The organism is Rhizobium sp. B21/90 (assembly GCF_019355815.1).
In the GTDB taxonomy this organism is placed as follows: Bacteria; Pseudomonadota; Alphaproteobacteria; order Rhizobiales; family Rhizobiaceae; genus Rhizobium; species Rhizobium rhododendri.
On record NZ_CP072163.1, the window covers coordinates 396,112 to 411,181 of the forward strand.

Annotated in this window: 14 protein-coding genes; 7 read left to right on the forward strand and 7 right to left on the reverse strand. The window is 59.6% G+C overall.

The genetic code is table 11. The annotated features are described in order from the left end of the window. Window positions 1-76: 76 nt before the first annotated feature. Genes J5278_RS20025 through J5278_RS20040 form a run of 4 tightly spaced genes read right to left on the reverse strand, consistent with a single transcriptional unit; the run spans window position 77 to window position 5,098 of the window. Window positions 77-661, reverse strand: a complete 585-nt coding sequence (locus J5278_RS20025) for an amino acid synthesis family protein (RefSeq protein ID WP_142831136.1) — start codon at window positions 659-661, stop codon at window positions 77-79. Continuing rightward, window positions 658-1,242: an amino acid synthesis family protein gene (locus J5278_RS20030; RefSeq protein WP_142831135.1), complete on the reverse strand. Its 585-nt coding sequence runs from the start codon at window positions 1,240-1,242 to the stop codon at window positions 658-660. The genes J5278_RS20025 and J5278_RS20030 overlap by 4 nt, the downstream gene beginning before the upstream one ends. A 26-nt stretch (window positions 1,243-1,268) precedes the next feature. Continuing rightward, on the reverse strand, window positions 1,269-3,029 hold the full coding sequence (locus tag J5278_RS20035) for a hydantoinase B/oxoprolinase family protein (RefSeq protein WP_142831134.1): 1,761 nt from the start codon (window positions 3,027-3,029) through the stop codon (window positions 1,269-1,271). Next, window positions 3,026-5,098: a hydantoinase/oxoprolinase family protein gene (locus tag J5278_RS20040; protein WP_209186047.1), complete on the reverse strand. Its 2,073-nt coding sequence runs from the start codon at window positions 5,096-5,098 to the stop codon at window positions 3,026-3,028. Before J5278_RS20040 ends, J5278_RS20035 begins: the two co-directional genes overlap by 4 nt. A 459-nt stretch (window positions 5,099-5,557) precedes the next feature. Here J5278_RS20040 and J5278_RS20045 point away from each other — a divergent pair, with 459 nt between their 5' ends. Further along, window positions 5,558-6,064, forward strand: coding sequence for a MarR family winged helix-turn-helix transcriptional regulator (locus J5278_RS20045; protein ID WP_142831132.1), 507 nt, complete (start codon window positions 5,558-5,560; stop codon window positions 6,062-6,064). Here J5278_RS20045 and J5278_RS20050 read toward each other — a convergent pair. Then, window positions 6,020-6,343, reverse strand: coding sequence for a hypothetical protein (locus J5278_RS20050; protein ID WP_142831131.1), 324 nt, complete (start codon window positions 6,341-6,343; stop codon window positions 6,020-6,022). The genes J5278_RS20045 and J5278_RS20050 overlap by 45 nt on opposite strands. Here J5278_RS20050 and J5278_RS20055 point away from each other — a divergent pair. The 6 genes from J5278_RS20055 (at window position 6,342) to J5278_RS20080 (ending at window position 12,855) form a co-directional block, all read left to right on the forward strand. Beyond that, window positions 6,342-7,703, forward strand: coding sequence for an ABC transporter substrate-binding protein (locus J5278_RS20055; RefSeq protein ID WP_224129381.1), 1,362 nt, complete (start codon window positions 6,342-6,344; stop codon window positions 7,701-7,703). The two genes, J5278_RS20050 and J5278_RS20055, sit on opposite strands and share 2 nt — an antisense overlap. A 149-nt stretch (window positions 7,704-7,852) precedes the next feature. Then, a complete protein-coding gene (locus tag J5278_RS20060; protein ID WP_142831130.1) occupies window positions 7,853-8,776 on the forward strand; it encodes a sugar phosphate isomerase/epimerase in 924 nt (307 codons plus the stop codon). 12 nt (window positions 8,777-8,788) lie between these two features. Continuing rightward, window positions 8,789-9,694, forward strand: coding sequence for a carbohydrate ABC transporter permease (locus J5278_RS20065; RefSeq protein ID WP_224129379.1), 906 nt, complete (start codon window positions 8,789-8,791; stop codon window positions 9,692-9,694). A gap of 2 nt (window positions 9,695-9,696) precedes the next feature. Then, window positions 9,697-10,608 carry a carbohydrate ABC transporter permease gene (locus J5278_RS20070; RefSeq protein WP_209186046.1) on the forward strand — a complete coding sequence of 304 codons (912 nt, stop codon included), beginning with the start codon at window positions 9,697-9,699 and terminating at the stop codon, window positions 10,606-10,608. 16 nt (window positions 10,609-10,624) lie between these two features. Continuing rightward, complete coding sequence (locus J5278_RS20075; RefSeq protein WP_142831128.1) at window positions 10,625-11,713, forward strand: Gfo/Idh/MocA family protein; 1,089 nt, start codon at window positions 10,625-10,627, stop codon at window positions 11,711-11,713. Window positions 11,714-11,832: 119 nt separating this feature from the next. Further along, window positions 11,833-12,855, forward strand: coding sequence for an ABC transporter ATP-binding protein (locus J5278_RS20080; RefSeq protein ID WP_209186045.1), 1,023 nt, complete (start codon window positions 11,833-11,835; stop codon window positions 12,853-12,855). Between the two features lie 188 nt (window positions 12,856-13,043). On the opposite strand, the gene J5278_RS20085 is transcribed toward J5278_RS20080, so the two are convergent. Beyond that, window positions 13,044-13,946 carry a sugar kinase gene (locus J5278_RS20085; protein ID WP_374108298.1) on the reverse strand — a complete coding sequence of 301 codons (903 nt, stop codon included), beginning with the start codon at window positions 13,944-13,946 and terminating at the stop codon, window positions 13,044-13,046. A gap of 75 nt (window positions 13,947-14,021) precedes the next feature. Continuing rightward, window positions 14,022-15,041, reverse strand: a complete 1,020-nt coding sequence (locus J5278_RS20090; RefSeq protein WP_209186043.1) for a Zn-dependent oxidoreductase — start codon at window positions 15,039-15,041, stop codon at window positions 14,022-14,024. Window positions 15,042-15,070: the final 29 nt, after the last annotated feature.

The following is a 15,070-nucleotide window of genomic DNA, read 5'->3' on the forward strand; positions in this document are numbered from 1 at the left end:
TCCTGGGTTATTTCCTTAAGGATTGACGACCGTTCGATAAAAAACCGGCGCTCAACAGGTCGACCAAAGACTTGCGTTACCGCAGTCCATCCTTTCCTATTACGTCCGCGCGCTGCAGCCCACCGACACGTGGCAGGGGCCGCCCACCGGTCGTCAAGGCGATGGCGATGACGATCTCATTGGCCTTCGGTGCACCGGGTATACGGACCTCGACGCCGTCGAAGTGACTGCGGACATAGACCGCATCTTTGTAGCCAAGCGGAATGTCGAAGATGGCGCCCGGACCTGCCCGCTTCTTGGAGGACGGAATGATAGACGCGCCGCCAGCCAGTGCAGCGCGGATCGGTGCCCCAAGCTTCGGGTGCAGGAAGGCCGCCGCATGCTCCAGCTCGCCATCCTCGCCAACGGCAGCCGCTTTGCCAAAACTGTGGATGGCTGAGGCAGGTACACCGAGCAGAGCAATTGTCCTTTGCACCAGCATCTCACTAAGCGGCGTCGCCAGGTCATAGAGCGGAGATAGGTCGGCGACGAAGGCGCCGGCATAGGGATTTTTGACAACCGCGGCAGCAACCGCGCGCCGGACGGGCGGCTGTACCACTTGCCCCTGCTCGCTCAGCGTCTCCTCGACGAAGGTGACGATCCGCCTGATCTCAAGGTTCATCGCAGCCCATCCTCGCCCTTGATGTCGGCAACTGCCAAGCCGCCAAGCCGCGAATGAACCCGGGGACCCGTCGTCATGGCAAGGACGAAGACGATCTCATTGCGCTTCGGGGCGTCCGGGATGCCTACTTCGATTGCGTCAAAGTGGCTCCGGACATAGGAGGCATTGATGTGAGTGATCGGCACGTCGAGCCTTGCTCCCAGCCCGCCGACCTTCTTGGCCGAAGGGACGATTGCCTTCGCGTTGCCCAGAACCTCACGCATCGAATAACCGCCAGGCACATGCCAAAGGGCGCCGTGCTCCAGCTCACCGGCCTCACCGACGATCGAGCCTTTGCCGTAACCCTCGATAACCGCGACATCACCGCCAAGCGCTGCCAGCAGGCGCTGTGCCATATCGAGGCCAAGAGGCTTCAGCGTGTCCATGTAGCCGGTAATATCCTCGACATATCCGCCGGCGAACGGATTTGCGACGACCGCCATGATGACGCCGCGCCGCGGCGGCGTGTCGGCCACCGGGCCACCGTCATGGAAGATCTCCTCGATCTGAAGGTAGAATTTGCGAACTTCGACGGGCAGCATTCAATTTTCTCCTGTTTCTGATCCTGTCAGGCGACGTGGCGGGTCGGGTTGCGAAGTGCCTCTGTCTCGTCGGCAACGACTTTTCCGGTCGAGGGGTCGATGACCACCCGAAACAGCTTCCGCACGTCTTCTATGCTGTAGTAGCCAAGTCCGACATCAGTCAGCACATCGGCGACATCACGCTCGAATGGCGATCCGTAGCCACCGCCGCCGGGTGTCTCCACACGCACGCGGTCTCCCTTGCGCAGCGCAATGTCCTGCTCCTTGGTGATGTGCGGCGGTCGATATTCGACGCCGTTCCGGATGACGACGATGCTGCCTGGTTCGCCATCGCGACCGCCGAGGACGCCCTGCGGTCCGACGCGTCCGTGATCCATCACGAAGGAGGCGCTAGCCTCGCCGCGCAGCAATTCTACCTCGTAGGTCAGGCCAAAGCCGCCGCGGGTCTTGCCGGCACCGCCGGAGGCCTCGCGCAGAGAATATTCAGTAAACAGCACCGGGAAGACCTGTTCGGTGATTTCAACGGGCGGCGACTTGGAAATCCCGATCGTCGAGCAGCCATTCGTCAGCCCGTCGCCGGCGATGTTGCCGCCATAGCCACCGCCCGAAATCTGGTACATGACATAGTCGCGACCGACCTCCGGATCGTGGCCGCCGAGGGCGAAATTGCCGCTCGAGCCGGCAGGCGCTGCTGTCACCAGCTCGGGCAGCGCGTGCACTAGCGCCGAGAACACGGCTTCAGCAATGCGTTGGGAAACTTCTGCCGCACAGCCCGAGACCGGCCGCGGGTATTTCGCGTGCAGAAAGGTTCCGGCCGGATCCTTGATGATCAGCGGCTCGAAGGCGCCCGCACTCAAGGGAATGTCCGGAAAGATGTGACGGATCGCCAGATACACCGAGGAATGCGTCGTCGCCAGAACGCAATTCATCGGGCCCTTGCAAGGTGGGCTTGATCCTTCGAAGTCAAAAATCAGCGTGTCGTCGTCGGTCTTGGTGACCAGCAGCGAAATCTTCAGCGGCTCGTTGACGATACCATCGGAATCGATAAAGGCGGCGCCGCGATAGGTGCCGGTGGCGATCCTGCGGATAGAGGCGCGCATCTGCGCGGCAGAGCGAACGCGCAATTCGGCTATCGCATCGATCACCGTTTGATCGCCATAGCGATCGAGCAGTGCATGCAGGCGCTCGGAACCGACCCGCAAGGCTGCGGCCTGCGCCCGGATGTCACCTATCCTTTGATCGGCGATGCGGATGTTGGAGCAGATGATCGCATAAATCTCCGAATCGAGCATACCCTTCTTGAAGAGTTTCACGGGAGGCAGACGCAGACCTTCCTGCTCGACGGATGTCGCCGACGCGGAAAACCCCCCAGGCACAGCACCGCCGATGTCCGGCCAGTGGCCGATGTTGGAGAGCCAGCAGAAGATCTTGCCGTTGCGGTAGAAGGGCATCGCGAAGCGGACGTCCATGAGGTGCGTGCCGCCAAGGTAGGGATCGTTGACCACATAGATGTCGTGCTCCTCCGGCGGCAGACAACGGCCGTCGCGGATGAACTCGATGATCGTCTTTGTCGATGCCTGCATGGTACCGACGAAGACCGGAAGGCCGCCGATGCCCTGGGCGATCAACGAGCCGTCGTCGGCGGCATAGATGCCATCGGAACGGTCATCAGCTTCGGAAATGATCGGCGAGAAGGCCGCGCGCGAAAAGGTATGATCCATCTCGTCACAAACCTGCTGCAGCCCGGCCTGGATGACAGTCAGGGTGATGGCGTTGATACCGCTCATGCTCGTTGCCCCACGGTGATGATTATATTGCCTTGCGCGTCGCCTTCAGCGACATCGCCGGGATTGATGACGGTTGTGGCATCGAGCTGCTCAAGGATGGCCGGACCCTCGATCCGAGCGTCAATCGGCAACTTCTCACGCCCGTAAACCGGCGTCTGGCGCCATGCGCCGCCAAAACGGACCGGCCGCGTTTCCACCAGTGCCTCTTCCACTGTCGCCGCTCTTCCTGCCATGGGGATTAGGTTCTCTAGGCTGACCTCACGGCGGATGCCGATGACCGAGGTGTTGATGCTGACGATTCTTGCCCGGACTTCCGGAAGGCGCACGCGGAAGCGATCGTAATAGGCTTCCTCGAACAGCAGCTGCATTGTCTGCATGTCTGCGGCGCCCTCCGGCAGCTTGACGCGGATCAGATGCGTCTGACCGGAGAACTGCATGTCGGCGCTGTGCTCGACGACGATCTGAACCGGCTTGACGGCTTCCCTGCCAATCGCCTGCAGTCCCATGGCCGTCCGGCTTTCGACCAGCTCGTCGATCAGTGCCGGATCGGTCTCGACAACCAAGCGGTTGACCGTCGTCACGTAGTCGTGGCGAAGATCTGCGACGACACAGCCGATGGCATTGGTCAGGCCCGGCCTTGCCGGCACGAATACTTTCGGGATGGAAAGCTCGCGGGCAATCGCCGAGGCGTGTAGCGGACCGGCACCACCGAAGGCAAACAGTACGAAATCGCGCGGATCGTTACCCCTGTCGACAGACACCATCCTGATGGCGCCGGCCATCTTGAGATTGGCGATCTCGACCACTGCTTCAGCGGCCTCTATGGCATCAAGCTCGAGTTTGCCGCCCACCTCGGCTGCAAAAGCACTAGCGATCCGCTCCACCGAGACAGGCTGATCCACCGCGAGAAGCTTCTTCACGCTCAAGCGGCCAAGCAGTAGATTGGCATCGGAAATGGTCGGCCGCGTACCGCCGCGACCGTAGCACATCGGCCCCGGCCAGGAGCCCGCACTCTGTGGCCCGACCTGCAGCAGCCCTGCGTCATTGACGGCGGCAATCGAACCGCCACCGGCGCCGACCGTATGGACATCGACCATCGGCACATGGATCGGCATCGCATATTCGATATCGATCTCGTTGGACACTAGTGGCTTGTTGTCGCGGATCAGCGCCACGTCTGTCGACGTGCCACCCATGTCATAGGTGATCAACCGGTCATAGCCGGCGCGCTTGGCGGTGTAGGCGGCGGCGATGACGCCGGACGCTGGACCCGACATGACAGTCTTGGCGGCTTCCCGGGTCACGAGACGTGACGAGATCGTCCCGCCATTGCCGTTCATGACTAGCAGATCCCTGTCATATCCGCTGTCCTGCAGCGCCGTGCGCAGACCTTGCAGGTAGCGTTCCAGCACCGGCTGGACTGCGGCGTTCACCGAGGCCGTCACCCCGCGCTCGAACTCACGGGCTTCGGACAGCAGGGCGTGGCCGCTCGTCACATAGACATTCGGCCACAGGGAGTTGGCGATTTCCGCTGCACGCTGTTCGTGGACCGGGTTCTTGTAGGAATGCAGGAAATGGATGACCAGAGACTCGCAGCCGGCGTCAATCAGGGTGACGATGGCATCGCGCAGTTGCTCCTCGTCGAGCTGTACGCGGATCTTGCCGCTGGCCTCCATCCGCTCATCAACTTCGAGACGCAGGTCGCGGGGAATGAGCGGCACGAAGGTCCCGAACAGGCCATAGGGCGTCGGACGGGTGCGGCGGCCGAGCTCGATGACGTCGCGAAATCCACGGGTGGTGATCATTCCGACCTTCGCGATGCGGCGCTGCAGCAGCGCGTTGGTCGTCACCGTTGTACCATGCACGATCATGTCGATTTTCGCGATGGGATAGCCCGCCTGCGCCAACGCATTCAACACGCCCTTAGACTGGTCCCCCGGCGTTGACGGGGTTTTCGCCAAGACGACCTTGCCCGCCTTCTCATCTATGATGATCAGGTCGGTAAAGGTGCCGCCAACATCGATCCCGGCGACAATCCGGTCATTCAAGGTATTCGCTCCCGGTGCCATAGGCCCCCCTGACTGGTCGTATTGGAATGAGAATGGAAATCGGCGACGGCAGTCTACGCGCCGTTGCAGGTAGGGCCTTGCACTTCCAGGCCCGCGATCTGGCAGTGGCTCACCACAGCGGTCGCAAGAACGCACCCCAGTAAGATGTTCGATCCGACATCAATGACTTCCATGCACGACTTCCTTCCGGCGCGGCGACGACAATCTCCGCTCCGGCCACAGAAATTGAATGGCCAACTCGAGAAGTTTGCGCCCATCCGGCTGCAAAACTCGTTGATACTCATACAATCCAATCTAATTGCTGGCCTTTGTCAATAAGCCATTTTCATATTTCGATAGATCGCAATTCTCGATTTCAATTGCCGGGTTCTTGCTGTAGCGCTCTTCACAGAAACGGCTTTTGATGGCTATTCCATCGACAGAGTTGGTCGTGATGTGCATGACGGAGGAGGATCGCGGATGGCATCGGTAAGGAATGACAAGACGAGCGCAAATGCGCCGCAGCCCCATTCACCGCAGGAGATCGCGGCGCTTTACGATGCGTCGGGCTACGATCTCGATACCCATCCGGCCCATATGATCCGTCGCGCCCATCAGCGCGCGACGACCTGCTTCCAGAATGCCATGACAGGCTACGATCTGACGCCGACCCAGCACGCAGCCCTTGCAACGCTGCTTAAACACGGCGAATTGTCGCAAAACCATCTCGGTCGCATCACCGCGATGGATCGCTCGACCATCAGCATTGTCGTACGCAAGCTGATGGAGAGCGGCCTCGTGCAAAGCTCGCCGTCCAGCACCGACCAAAGGCTGTCCGTGCTAAGCCTGACGCCTGTCGGCATCGAATACACCCTGCCGCTGCTTAAGCTCAGCATCGACTCCGTGGAGCAATTTTTGGCGCCGCTGTCGTCGCGAGAGCGATCAACTTTTGTCAAGCTGCTTGGAAAACTGACGGACGCAGAGTGAAATCAAGCAGCGCATGCCAGCATGGCAGCAGCACGATTGATCCTGGCAACGCCTTGAAATATCGTTGACAATCGAACGAGTCTGAAGAGCAGCGGCGGTAGCGGCGCGCGTGGATTCTTGCAAGCTGACATGCGAATCGCCAAAGGCTTGCACATCGATAAAAATCTTAGCTTCGAAGTGCTTGACAAGTGCAAACGCTTGATCCTTATTTGTATGACCATCAACGATATGGTCGAGATGCAAAGGCATCGAAATAAAGCAAAAAAGGGGTTCTATCATGCTGACTTCTTTGCATTCCTCCTATTTTATGACGCACCGAAATCGGAAGTTGACGGCGCGTATCCTTAGCGTCACCCTCAGCCTTTCCGCTATTGCTCTTCCGATATCCGCCGAGGCGGCGGGCGTCACGCTGAAAGTATTCGGCGGCTCCTCCCTTGACGTTTTGGCGCCTCGAGAAAAACCTGAGGTCCAGACCAAGATCCGCGACGAAATCATCTCCGGATTCCTCAAGGCGCATCCGGAAGTAGCCAGCATCGAATGGGATGCGCAGGGGCCGCAAGCCGGTTCGCTGCAGCGTATGATGACTGCCAAGCTGTCGGGCCAGGAAATGGATCTGGTTGCCTGCTCGGCCTTCTGGGTCAATGGAGCCTATGTACGCCGCGGTCTGCTGAAGCCGATAACCGACGATGTGAAGCCGTTCGCCGCCAATGTCGACGCCACCAGCTTTGGAGCATTTACGGTCAACGGCAAGATCTACGGCGTGCCGATCAGTTCGCTGTCAACATCGACGATCTTCTACAATGTCGGTCTGTTCAAGAAGCTCGGCATTCCGACGCCTCCGACCTATGAAGACCTCAAGGCGGCGGTGCCGAAGCTCAAGGCAGCCGGCGTCATCCCGCTTCTGCACCAGGGCGCCAATTCGGTCATGTGGCCGATGTGGTATTTCGAGACCCTGTCTCAATCGAGCGGCGACGCGGTGAGCCTCACCCAACAGCAACTCGAAGGCAATGAACCGTTCGATGATGCCAAGAGCATCGAAGCCTTTCAGTTGATCAAGCAATGGACAGACGACGGCATTCTGTCCAAGGATTCGCTTTCCGTCGACATGGAGGGCATGAGGGCCGCTTTCGCCAGCGGCAAGAGCGCGATGTATTATGGCGGCACTTGGGAAGTTCCGTCCCTAAAAGATAGCGTCAAGAACTTTACCTGGGGCGTCTTCCCCTTCCCGAAGATGCCTGGAACGCCCGGGGCGCCTAAGCATGGCGGCGGCGCCGACAACGGCATGTGCCTTAGCGCCTCCATTCCGGACGAAAAGGTCAAGCCTGCACTCGACTTCATTGCCTATCTGACAAAGCCTGATATCGCAAAAATCTATCTGGACGCAGACCAGCCGATCGCCACATCGATCAAGGGTGTCGATGGCGTTGACGAACCCTATGCCAAGGAACTGCGCGCGAACACGTTCCCCGATACTGTCAAATTCCTCGACTGGGTCTGGCCGAGCGAAGTCACGAGCGCCGTGGCATCGGGTATCGCCGGCGTCGTAGGCGGCACCACGACGCCCCAGGACGCGGCAAAGAGTGTCGAGGCGGCCTTCAAGCAACTGGTGGATGACGGCAACTGGCCGCCGAAGGACTGACACACGTCCCGAGCATGCGAACGGCGCGGGATCTCTTCGCGCCGTCGCCCTCTTCCTGCAGCCGCGGCCTGACACGGCGCCGTTGCGCATCTACGCACACTCTCGTCGCAGTGACGAGCCTATCCGCCTTAGCACGAAAGGCCCAGGCCATGACCCGTTCCGCCAGACAGCGTTTTTCCATCGGTTATCATCTCAACAGCTGGGACCTCACCGGTCAGCCTCTGCGGCCCGCGCTTGAATTTCTAGCCGGTCAAGGTTTCAACTGGTTCGAGATCCTCGCTTTCACCAGCCTGTCCGATCAGTTCGCCCGGAAATACATGCAGCTCGGCAACCTTGCCCCTCCCGGCGTGACCACCGATACCGACATTTTGCGCCGTTATGCGCTTCTATCCGAGGCGCAAAGCGATCTCGGCATCGGGCTGTCGTCGCTCTATGTCAATGCCACCTTCGTCAACCCGGTGCTGTGGGAATACGAACGCGGTTGCCTGATCTCGCTCGCTCGCATTCTGAAAGGCTTCGGTGCACCGGTTCTCGTGCTCGGCGGCGGGCCATCCGAGGCATCGGGCAACAAGCACACAGCGGATGACTACAAGGCGTTTTGCCGAGCCCTCGAGGATATCGGGCGGCGAACGGCCGATCTCGGCATCGCCACGGTCTATCATCCGCATCTCGACACCTTCATCGAGCGTCGCGATCAGCTCGACCGGATGATGGACGAGCTGGATACGCGACACGCCGGCCTTTGCATCGACCCCGCCCACCTAGCCCAGACGCACTCCGATCCGGTGGACGCGCTAAAGACCTATGTGTCGGCGGTGCGCTACATGCATCTCAAGGACACCAAGGTCGACGACAGCCTCGTCGGCCCGGAGCGCTACGCTGCTTTCTGCGAGTTGGGCGCCGGGGTCGTCGATTTGCCCGGATTGGCCGACGTCCTGATCGACGCCGACTATGACGGCCTCGCCATCGTCGAGCTGGATGCCTCGCAGAAGACCGCCGAGCAGAGCGCCATCGAGAGCATCGCCTACCTCACGGAAACGCTCGGCCTTTCTCTCAACCCCCTCAAGGGCTGAGGAAGAAGCGCCGTGGCAACCTCGCCCAAACGACGCATCCAGCTCGACAGCGACCCGATCGTGGCGACATTGATGCTGGTGCCGGCAGTGGCGCTGCTCGGGCTGTTCTTCATTTGGCCATTCTTTCGGGGCCTGTGGATCAGCCTGACGCGCTGGGATGGTTTTTCCAATCCGACTTTCGTCGGTCTGACCAATTACCTCAGACTGCTGCACGACCACGTGTTTCTCGGCGCTATCGAGAACAACCTGATCTTCGTCGTTCTGATCCTGATCTTCAAGAACACGCTCGGTCTAGGCCTGGCTATGCTGCTCGATAGAGCGATTTTTCTGCGCGGACCAATCCGCGCAGCCGTGTTCATTCCCGTCACCCTATCTTTCGCGGCAACCGGGTTGCTCTGGTCGTGGATCTACAATCCGGTTTTCGGCCTTCTCAATGCCGCACTCGATCTGGTCGGCCTTTCCTGGCTTAAGCAGTCGTGGCTCGGCGATGCGGATATCGCGCTCTACTCGATCGTCGCGGTCGATATCTGGAAATGGCTCGGCTTCCATGCGGTGATCTATCTTGCCGGACTGCAGACGATACCGCAGGAGCTCTACGAGGCGGCCCGCATGGATGGCGCCAAGGCATTTTCTCGCTTTCGTCACCTGACCCTGCCGTTGATGATGCCGGTCGTTCTGATTAACGTGATCCTTGGTCTCTCCGGAGCCTTCGTGCGCAACTTCGACATTGTTCAGGTTCTGACGCAGGGCGGACCAAATCATGCCACGGAGGTCGTCATGACGCTGATGGTCAAAACCGCTTTCCAGGATGGCAATATGGGCTACGCCAGTGCCATGGGCTATGCGCTATTCCTGATCGTAGCACTGGGCTGCGTCGCACTTCTCGGACTAATGCGCCGCGCAAAGGTGGACATGTGACCATGACCCTCGATCCAGCCATTTCTCCCGATATCGATGGCGAAAGCCGAAGACGGACGCGGCATCTGCGCTGGAGGGAGCGCCTTGCCGGTCGGTCGGTCGCCGAACTGGTCTTTGTCTATGGTGTACTGGCCATCGTTTTGGTGGAAACGCTCTATCCCCTGGTGTGGGTGCTGTTCGGCTCATTCAAGACCAAAGACGAGGTGATCGCCAATGTCTGGGGACCTCCATCCAGTTTCATCTGGCAAAATTATGTCGAGGCCTGGCGCGTCTCCGGGATGGGCGACCGCATCCTTAACAGCATCATTGTCACCGGTGTCGCACTTGTGGTGCTGCTGATGGCAGCGACGCCTGCTGCCTATGCCCTGTCACGGCTGACATTTCGCGGACGCAACCTCATCCTCGCGCTGATTGTCTTGGCGATGCTCGTGCCGCCGCAGGTCATGGCCATTCCGCTGTTCATGACAGCGCGCGATCTGGGCTTGATCAACAGCCGTCTGGGCGTGGCGCTTATTCATGCGGCAGCTAATCTGCCGCTGTCCATCTTCATCCTACGCAGCTTCTTCCTGTCGCTCCCGATTGAACTCGAGGATGCGGGGCGCATGGATGGTGCGAACCGCCTTCAGATCCTTTGGTTGATCATGCTACCGCTGGTGCGCCCCGGCCTGGCGCTGGTGATCATCTTCGGCTTCATCGAGATCTGGAACGACTTCTTCCTCTCCTTCCTGCTTCTGCGTGAGCCTGCAGTACAGACCATTCCGCTTGGGCTTGTGGCATTCTTCCAGCAATACGGCTCGATGTGGAATCTCTATTTTGCCGCCCTGACGATCACAACCCTGCCGGTGATCGCCGTCTTTGTGCTGATGCAGCGGCAGTTCATCGCCGGTCTGACCGCCGGCGCCGTCAAGTCCTGAGAGAAAGTCCATATCAATGAGCTCACCTTCTTCCAAAGTTCCTATCGGCGTCGGCGTCATCGGTTGCGGCGAGATCGCCCAGCTCATGCACCTGCCGATTCTCCAGGAACTCACAACGCTGAAGATCGCCGCGATCTGCGACTTGTCTCAGACGGTGCTGGATACGCTCGGAACGCAGTACGGCGTGGCGGCACGTTACCGGGACTATCGCGACCTTTTGAACGACCCGACCGTCGACGCGGTAGTCATCTGCACCTACGATCATGGCCCTGTAGTATCGGCGGCCATCGCAGCCGGTAAGCATATTATAGTTGAAAAACCCTTGGCCTTCACCGCGGAAGAGGCCCGCCCGCTTGTCGCGGCGGCTGAAGCCAGCGGGCTTGTCGCCATCGTCGGCTACATGAAGCTCTATGATCCGGGCTACCGGATCGGCCTCGAGCAGCTTGCCCGGATCGGTCGGCCGAAGATGATCCACATGCACGACTTTGCCGGTCGTTTCGATCGCTACCAGCAACTTTATACCCAAGTTCGGGGCAAGGACGTCGACACGGCTCTGATCGCCAAGACGCAGTCGGATGTCGCCTCTGACGTCCGACGCTTCCTAGGCGAGGATCATGCTGCTTATCATGATCTCTACATGACGCTGCTTATGCTCGGCAGTCACGATCTTGCAGTCCTGCGCGGCGCCTTCGGCGTCGCAGAAGCGGTGGACTATGTGCAAGCGGTCGGCCCTACTCACATCATGGCCGTGCTCGGCTTTCCCGACCGCGTCCCGGCTCTGCTGGAGGTTGCCTTCGGTGCACAGTACGAATGGTGGGACGAGTGGATGACAGTCCATGGCGAAGCCCACGAGATGCGCATCGAGTTCCAGAACCCCTATGTCAGGAATGCTGCAGCCACCGTGCGCCTTCGCGAGGCGTCCGGCGAAAATTCGAGCGAGAGAATATTGCCCGGCACCCCCGACACCGCGTTCCGCAAGCAGTGGCAGCACTTCGTCGCCTGCATCCATGACACGGCAACCCCGATAACACCGCTCCAGGGCGGGTTGGACGATCTGGAGTTGGCGGAAAAGATCATCAAAGCGCTGCCGCGAAAGACGGCCTGACGCCGCGGGCTGGTTGCTGACTGAAACACCGGGATTGGTTATCGGCGCCGTATGTTTCCGAACATTTTGATTGATGCGTTCAGCGCCGCGCGCTCAAATAAGATATCTGGGAGAGAACCATGGGCAGCATTACCCTTCAGAAGGTTTCGAAGGTCTTTGGCGAAGCCCAAGTCATTCCTTCCATCGACCTTGAAATCAAGGACGGCGAATTCGTCGTTTTCGTCGGCCCGTCCGGTTGCGGCAAGTCGACGCTGCTCCGCCTGATCGCCGGTCTCGAAGATGTCTCCGGCGGCAAGATCATCATCGACGGCAAGGACGGCACGAGCCTCGGCCCTTCCGAGCGCGGTCTTGCCATGGTGTTCCAGTCCTATGCGCTCTATCCGCATATGAGCGTGCGCAGCAACATCGCCTTCCCGCTGAAGATGGGCGGAATGGCCAAGGACGAGATCGACCGCAAGGTGGCGGAAGCAGCCCGCGTGCTGAACCTTACCGATTATCTCGACCGCAAACCGCGCATGCTGTCCGGCGGCCAGCGCCAACGCGTCGCCATCGGCCGCGCCATCGTCCGCCAGCCGTCGGCCTTCCTGTTCGACGAACCCCTGTCGAACCTCGATGCGGCGCTGCGCGTCAACATGCGCCTCGAGATCAGCGAGTTGCATCAGCAGCTGAAGACGACCATGGTCTACGTCACCCACGACCAGGTCGAAGCCATGACCATGGCCGACAAGATCGTCGTGCTCAACCGCGGCAACATCGAGCAGGTCGGCTCGCCGATGGAGCTCTACAAGAACCCGGCCAACCTTTTCGTTGCCGGCTTCATCGGCTCGCCGAAGATGAATTTCGTCACCGGCGTCTATGCCGAGCCCTACGGTGCGCCGACGGTCGGCGTCCGGCCGGAGCATATTCTGCTGTCGACGGAGAGCGGCGTGTGGCAGGGCAAGGTCATCGTCGCCGAGCATCTCGGCTCCGACACCTTCCTGCATGTGGATGTCGAGGGCATCGGCCACATCACCGCGCGCGGCACCGGCGAATTCCCGGTCAAGGCCGGCGAGACCGTCTACATGACCCCGGACCGCAGCCGCGTCCACCGGTTCGACGACAAGGGACTGGCGATGTCTATAGGTGGTCTTGATGCGATCTGAACCCTTGACCACTCACGCTGTGAGACGTTTTCCAAGCAATATCATGAAGTTGGCGCGTAAGGGTGATTTATGGAACTCATGTGAGGAGCGGCAAAGCCTGGCATGATCCGCCTTGACTTGTATCGAGCCAACGGCGCCCTTTCTCGACCGCATCAGCTACCGATATGTCCATCACTTCTTTCCTTACATCAATTTGATTTGCTGGGAATGCATGGTGACTTCAATTTGGCATGAGGGGTCAGAGCGCCTTTGCTCTGGATCGAAATGGCTGCGACCGAATGGGCTTCGCGCAAGGATATCGAGATCGTACGACCAAGTAGGCGGCTCGCTAGATAACCTGCATTAAAGGCATCACCAGCGCCTGTCGTATCGACGGGTGTGTGAACGGTCTGCGCCAACGATGTTCCTCCGTCTCCATCCAGACGGTAAAACGCCGGATCTGATCCACACTTCACCACGATTTCGCTTGGACCACTCCTGGAAACTCGATCGAGGGTGGCTATGGGATTTTCATCGCCATAGAGGCTTCGCTCATCATCGAATGTTGGCAGGACTATATCACTTAGCGATAGAGCCTCGCCGATCACCTCCATCGCGAACTTTTGGTCGCTCCACAAGCGGCTGCGGTAGTTGGGATCAAATGCAATCCTGGCGCCACGTTGGCGTGCGGCCGAAAGTTCATCAAAAAGAGTTTCAAGATGTTCATTGGGCATGACTGCCGTCGTAATGCCGGAGAAGTAGATCAGGTCTCTTCCCGAGAGGCTCTGTCTCAGTGCGTTACGGTCAACAGCCAACTGGCGTGCGGCGGACTGGCTACGCCAATAATCGAAGCTCCGCTCATAGCCATCCAGCGTAATAGCGTAGAGACCGGGTCGCAATCCCGGGATGACTGGGCTGTGGGCAATGCCAATCCCGTGTTCGTTGAAGAATGTCTGTTGTCTTCGAGAGAATCCATCGTCTCCGAAGGCCGTCACAAAATCAAGAATGCTATCAGAGGGCAGGAGCGCCCGCATCGTCCATAGAGTGTTTAACGTATCACCAGCGTAGGCCGACTGCCAGCTGTCCGGCCCGGTGCTGGATAGCTCGATCATGCACTCCCCCACGGAGGCAATACTCAATTTCTTTGCCATGTTATCCCGCTACTACAATTGCGCATAGGTGAACCATCACGCATCAAAAGCTAGCTGCACCTTCAGCGTCTGCTCAGGATGCTTCTCGACCAAATCGAAGGCCTTGTGAGCGTCTGCCGCGTCGAATGTTTGCGTGATCATGTCTGCGGGTTTTAGCTTGCCCGTCTCGAGCCATTGCACGACTTCGGGGATGAACCTTCGGTTGAGGCGCGAACCAACCAGGCTCAATTCCTTGCGGACGATCTCCTGCTCGCTGACGTTGCATGGCGCTGCAGAGAAGCCGAGAAGCCCAATGCGGCCGGCGGGGCCAGCAATGCGGCAGGCTTCATCGAGCAGTGCCGGTATACCTGCACCATCGATGACGACCGATGGGCCCAACCCCTCCATCTCCGCTGCGACCTCCTCGGGAACCGATTTCTCTCGCGAATTGATGACGACATCGGCACCAAACTCGAGGGCTCGCTCGAGGCGTTGGGGGTCGATATCAGCAATGATGCAGCGCGCGCCGCGCATCTTCGCAACCTGAAGGACCGTGATACCGACCGTACCAGCGCCGTAAATCATCACGACGTCGTCGGCGCCGCATTCTGTGCGAGATAGAACGTTCGCCGCCACCGCCAGCGGCTCGGCAAGTGCCGCAACGTCAAACCCAAGCGACGGCGAGATCTTGACGGCATTTTCCTGCGGGATGACAGCGACCGACCGGAACCCGCCATCTCGGTGGACGCCTATGACCTGCAACTTGGCGCAAACGTTCGAACGACCGATGCGGCATGGATGGCATTTGCCGCAGGATATCACCGGATCGGCAACCACATGATCGCCAATCGCGAGGTGAGATACGCCACGGCCGAGCGCCGTTATCACTCCCGCGAACTCGTGGCCGATGACGCGCGGATAGCTGACGAACGGATTGGAGCCGTGAAGGATGTGCATATCCGACCCGCAGATACCGGCCCTTATAACTTGGATAGCGATCTCCCCCTCGCCCGGCGGCAGCGCGTCGCGCTGATCGATGGCGAGCTTGTGGGGTTCCAAGACAGATATCGTAACCATGTTGTCTCCATTGTTGTCTTGTCTGGTGC

Bases quoted from the DNA above. Each gene is read 5' to 3' on its own strand.
- J5278_RS20025 (WP_142831136.1), bottom strand. From the start codon at position 661: ATGAACCTTGAGATCAGGCGGATCGTCACCTTCGTCGAGGAGACGCTG.
- J5278_RS20030 (WP_142831135.1), bottom strand. From the start codon at position 1,242: ATGCTGCCCGTCGAAGTTCGCAAATTCTACCTTCAGATCGAGGAGATC.
- J5278_RS20035 (WP_142831134.1), bottom strand. From the start codon at position 3,029: ATGAGCGGTATCAACGCCATCACCCTGACTGTCATCCAGGCCGGGCTG.
- J5278_RS20040 (WP_209186047.1), bottom strand. From the start codon at position 5,098: ATGGCACCGGGAGCGAATACCTTGAATGACCGGATTGTCGCCGGGATC.
- J5278_RS20045 (WP_142831132.1), top strand. From the start codon at position 5,558: ATGGCATCGGTAAGGAATGACAAGACGAGCGCAAATGCGCCGCAGCCC.
- J5278_RS20055 (WP_224129381.1), top strand. From the start codon at position 6,342: ATGCTGACTTCTTTGCATTCCTCCTATTTTATGACGCACCGAAATCGG.
- J5278_RS20050 (WP_142831131.1), bottom strand. From the start codon at position 6,343: ATGATAGAACCCCTTTTTTGCTTTATTTCGATGCCTTTGCATCTCGAC.
- J5278_RS20060 (WP_142831130.1), top strand. From the start codon at position 7,853: ATGACCCGTTCCGCCAGACAGCGTTTTTCCATCGGTTATCATCTCAAC.
- J5278_RS20070 (WP_209186046.1), top strand. From the start codon at position 9,697: ATGACCCTCGATCCAGCCATTTCTCCCGATATCGATGGCGAAAGCCGA.
- J5278_RS20075 (WP_142831128.1), top strand. From the start codon at position 10,625: ATGAGCTCACCTTCTTCCAAAGTTCCTATCGGCGTCGGCGTCATCGGT.
- J5278_RS20080 (WP_209186045.1), top strand. From the start codon at position 11,833: ATGGGCAGCATTACCCTTCAGAAGGTTTCGAAGGTCTTTGGCGAAGCC.
- J5278_RS20085 (WP_374108298.1), bottom strand. From the start codon at position 13,946: ATGATCGAGCTATCCAGCACCGGGCCGGACAGCTGGCAGTCGGCCTAC.
- J5278_RS20090 (WP_209186043.1), bottom strand. From the start codon at position 15,041: ATGGTTACGATATCTGTCTTGGAACCCCACAAGCTCGCCATCGATCAG.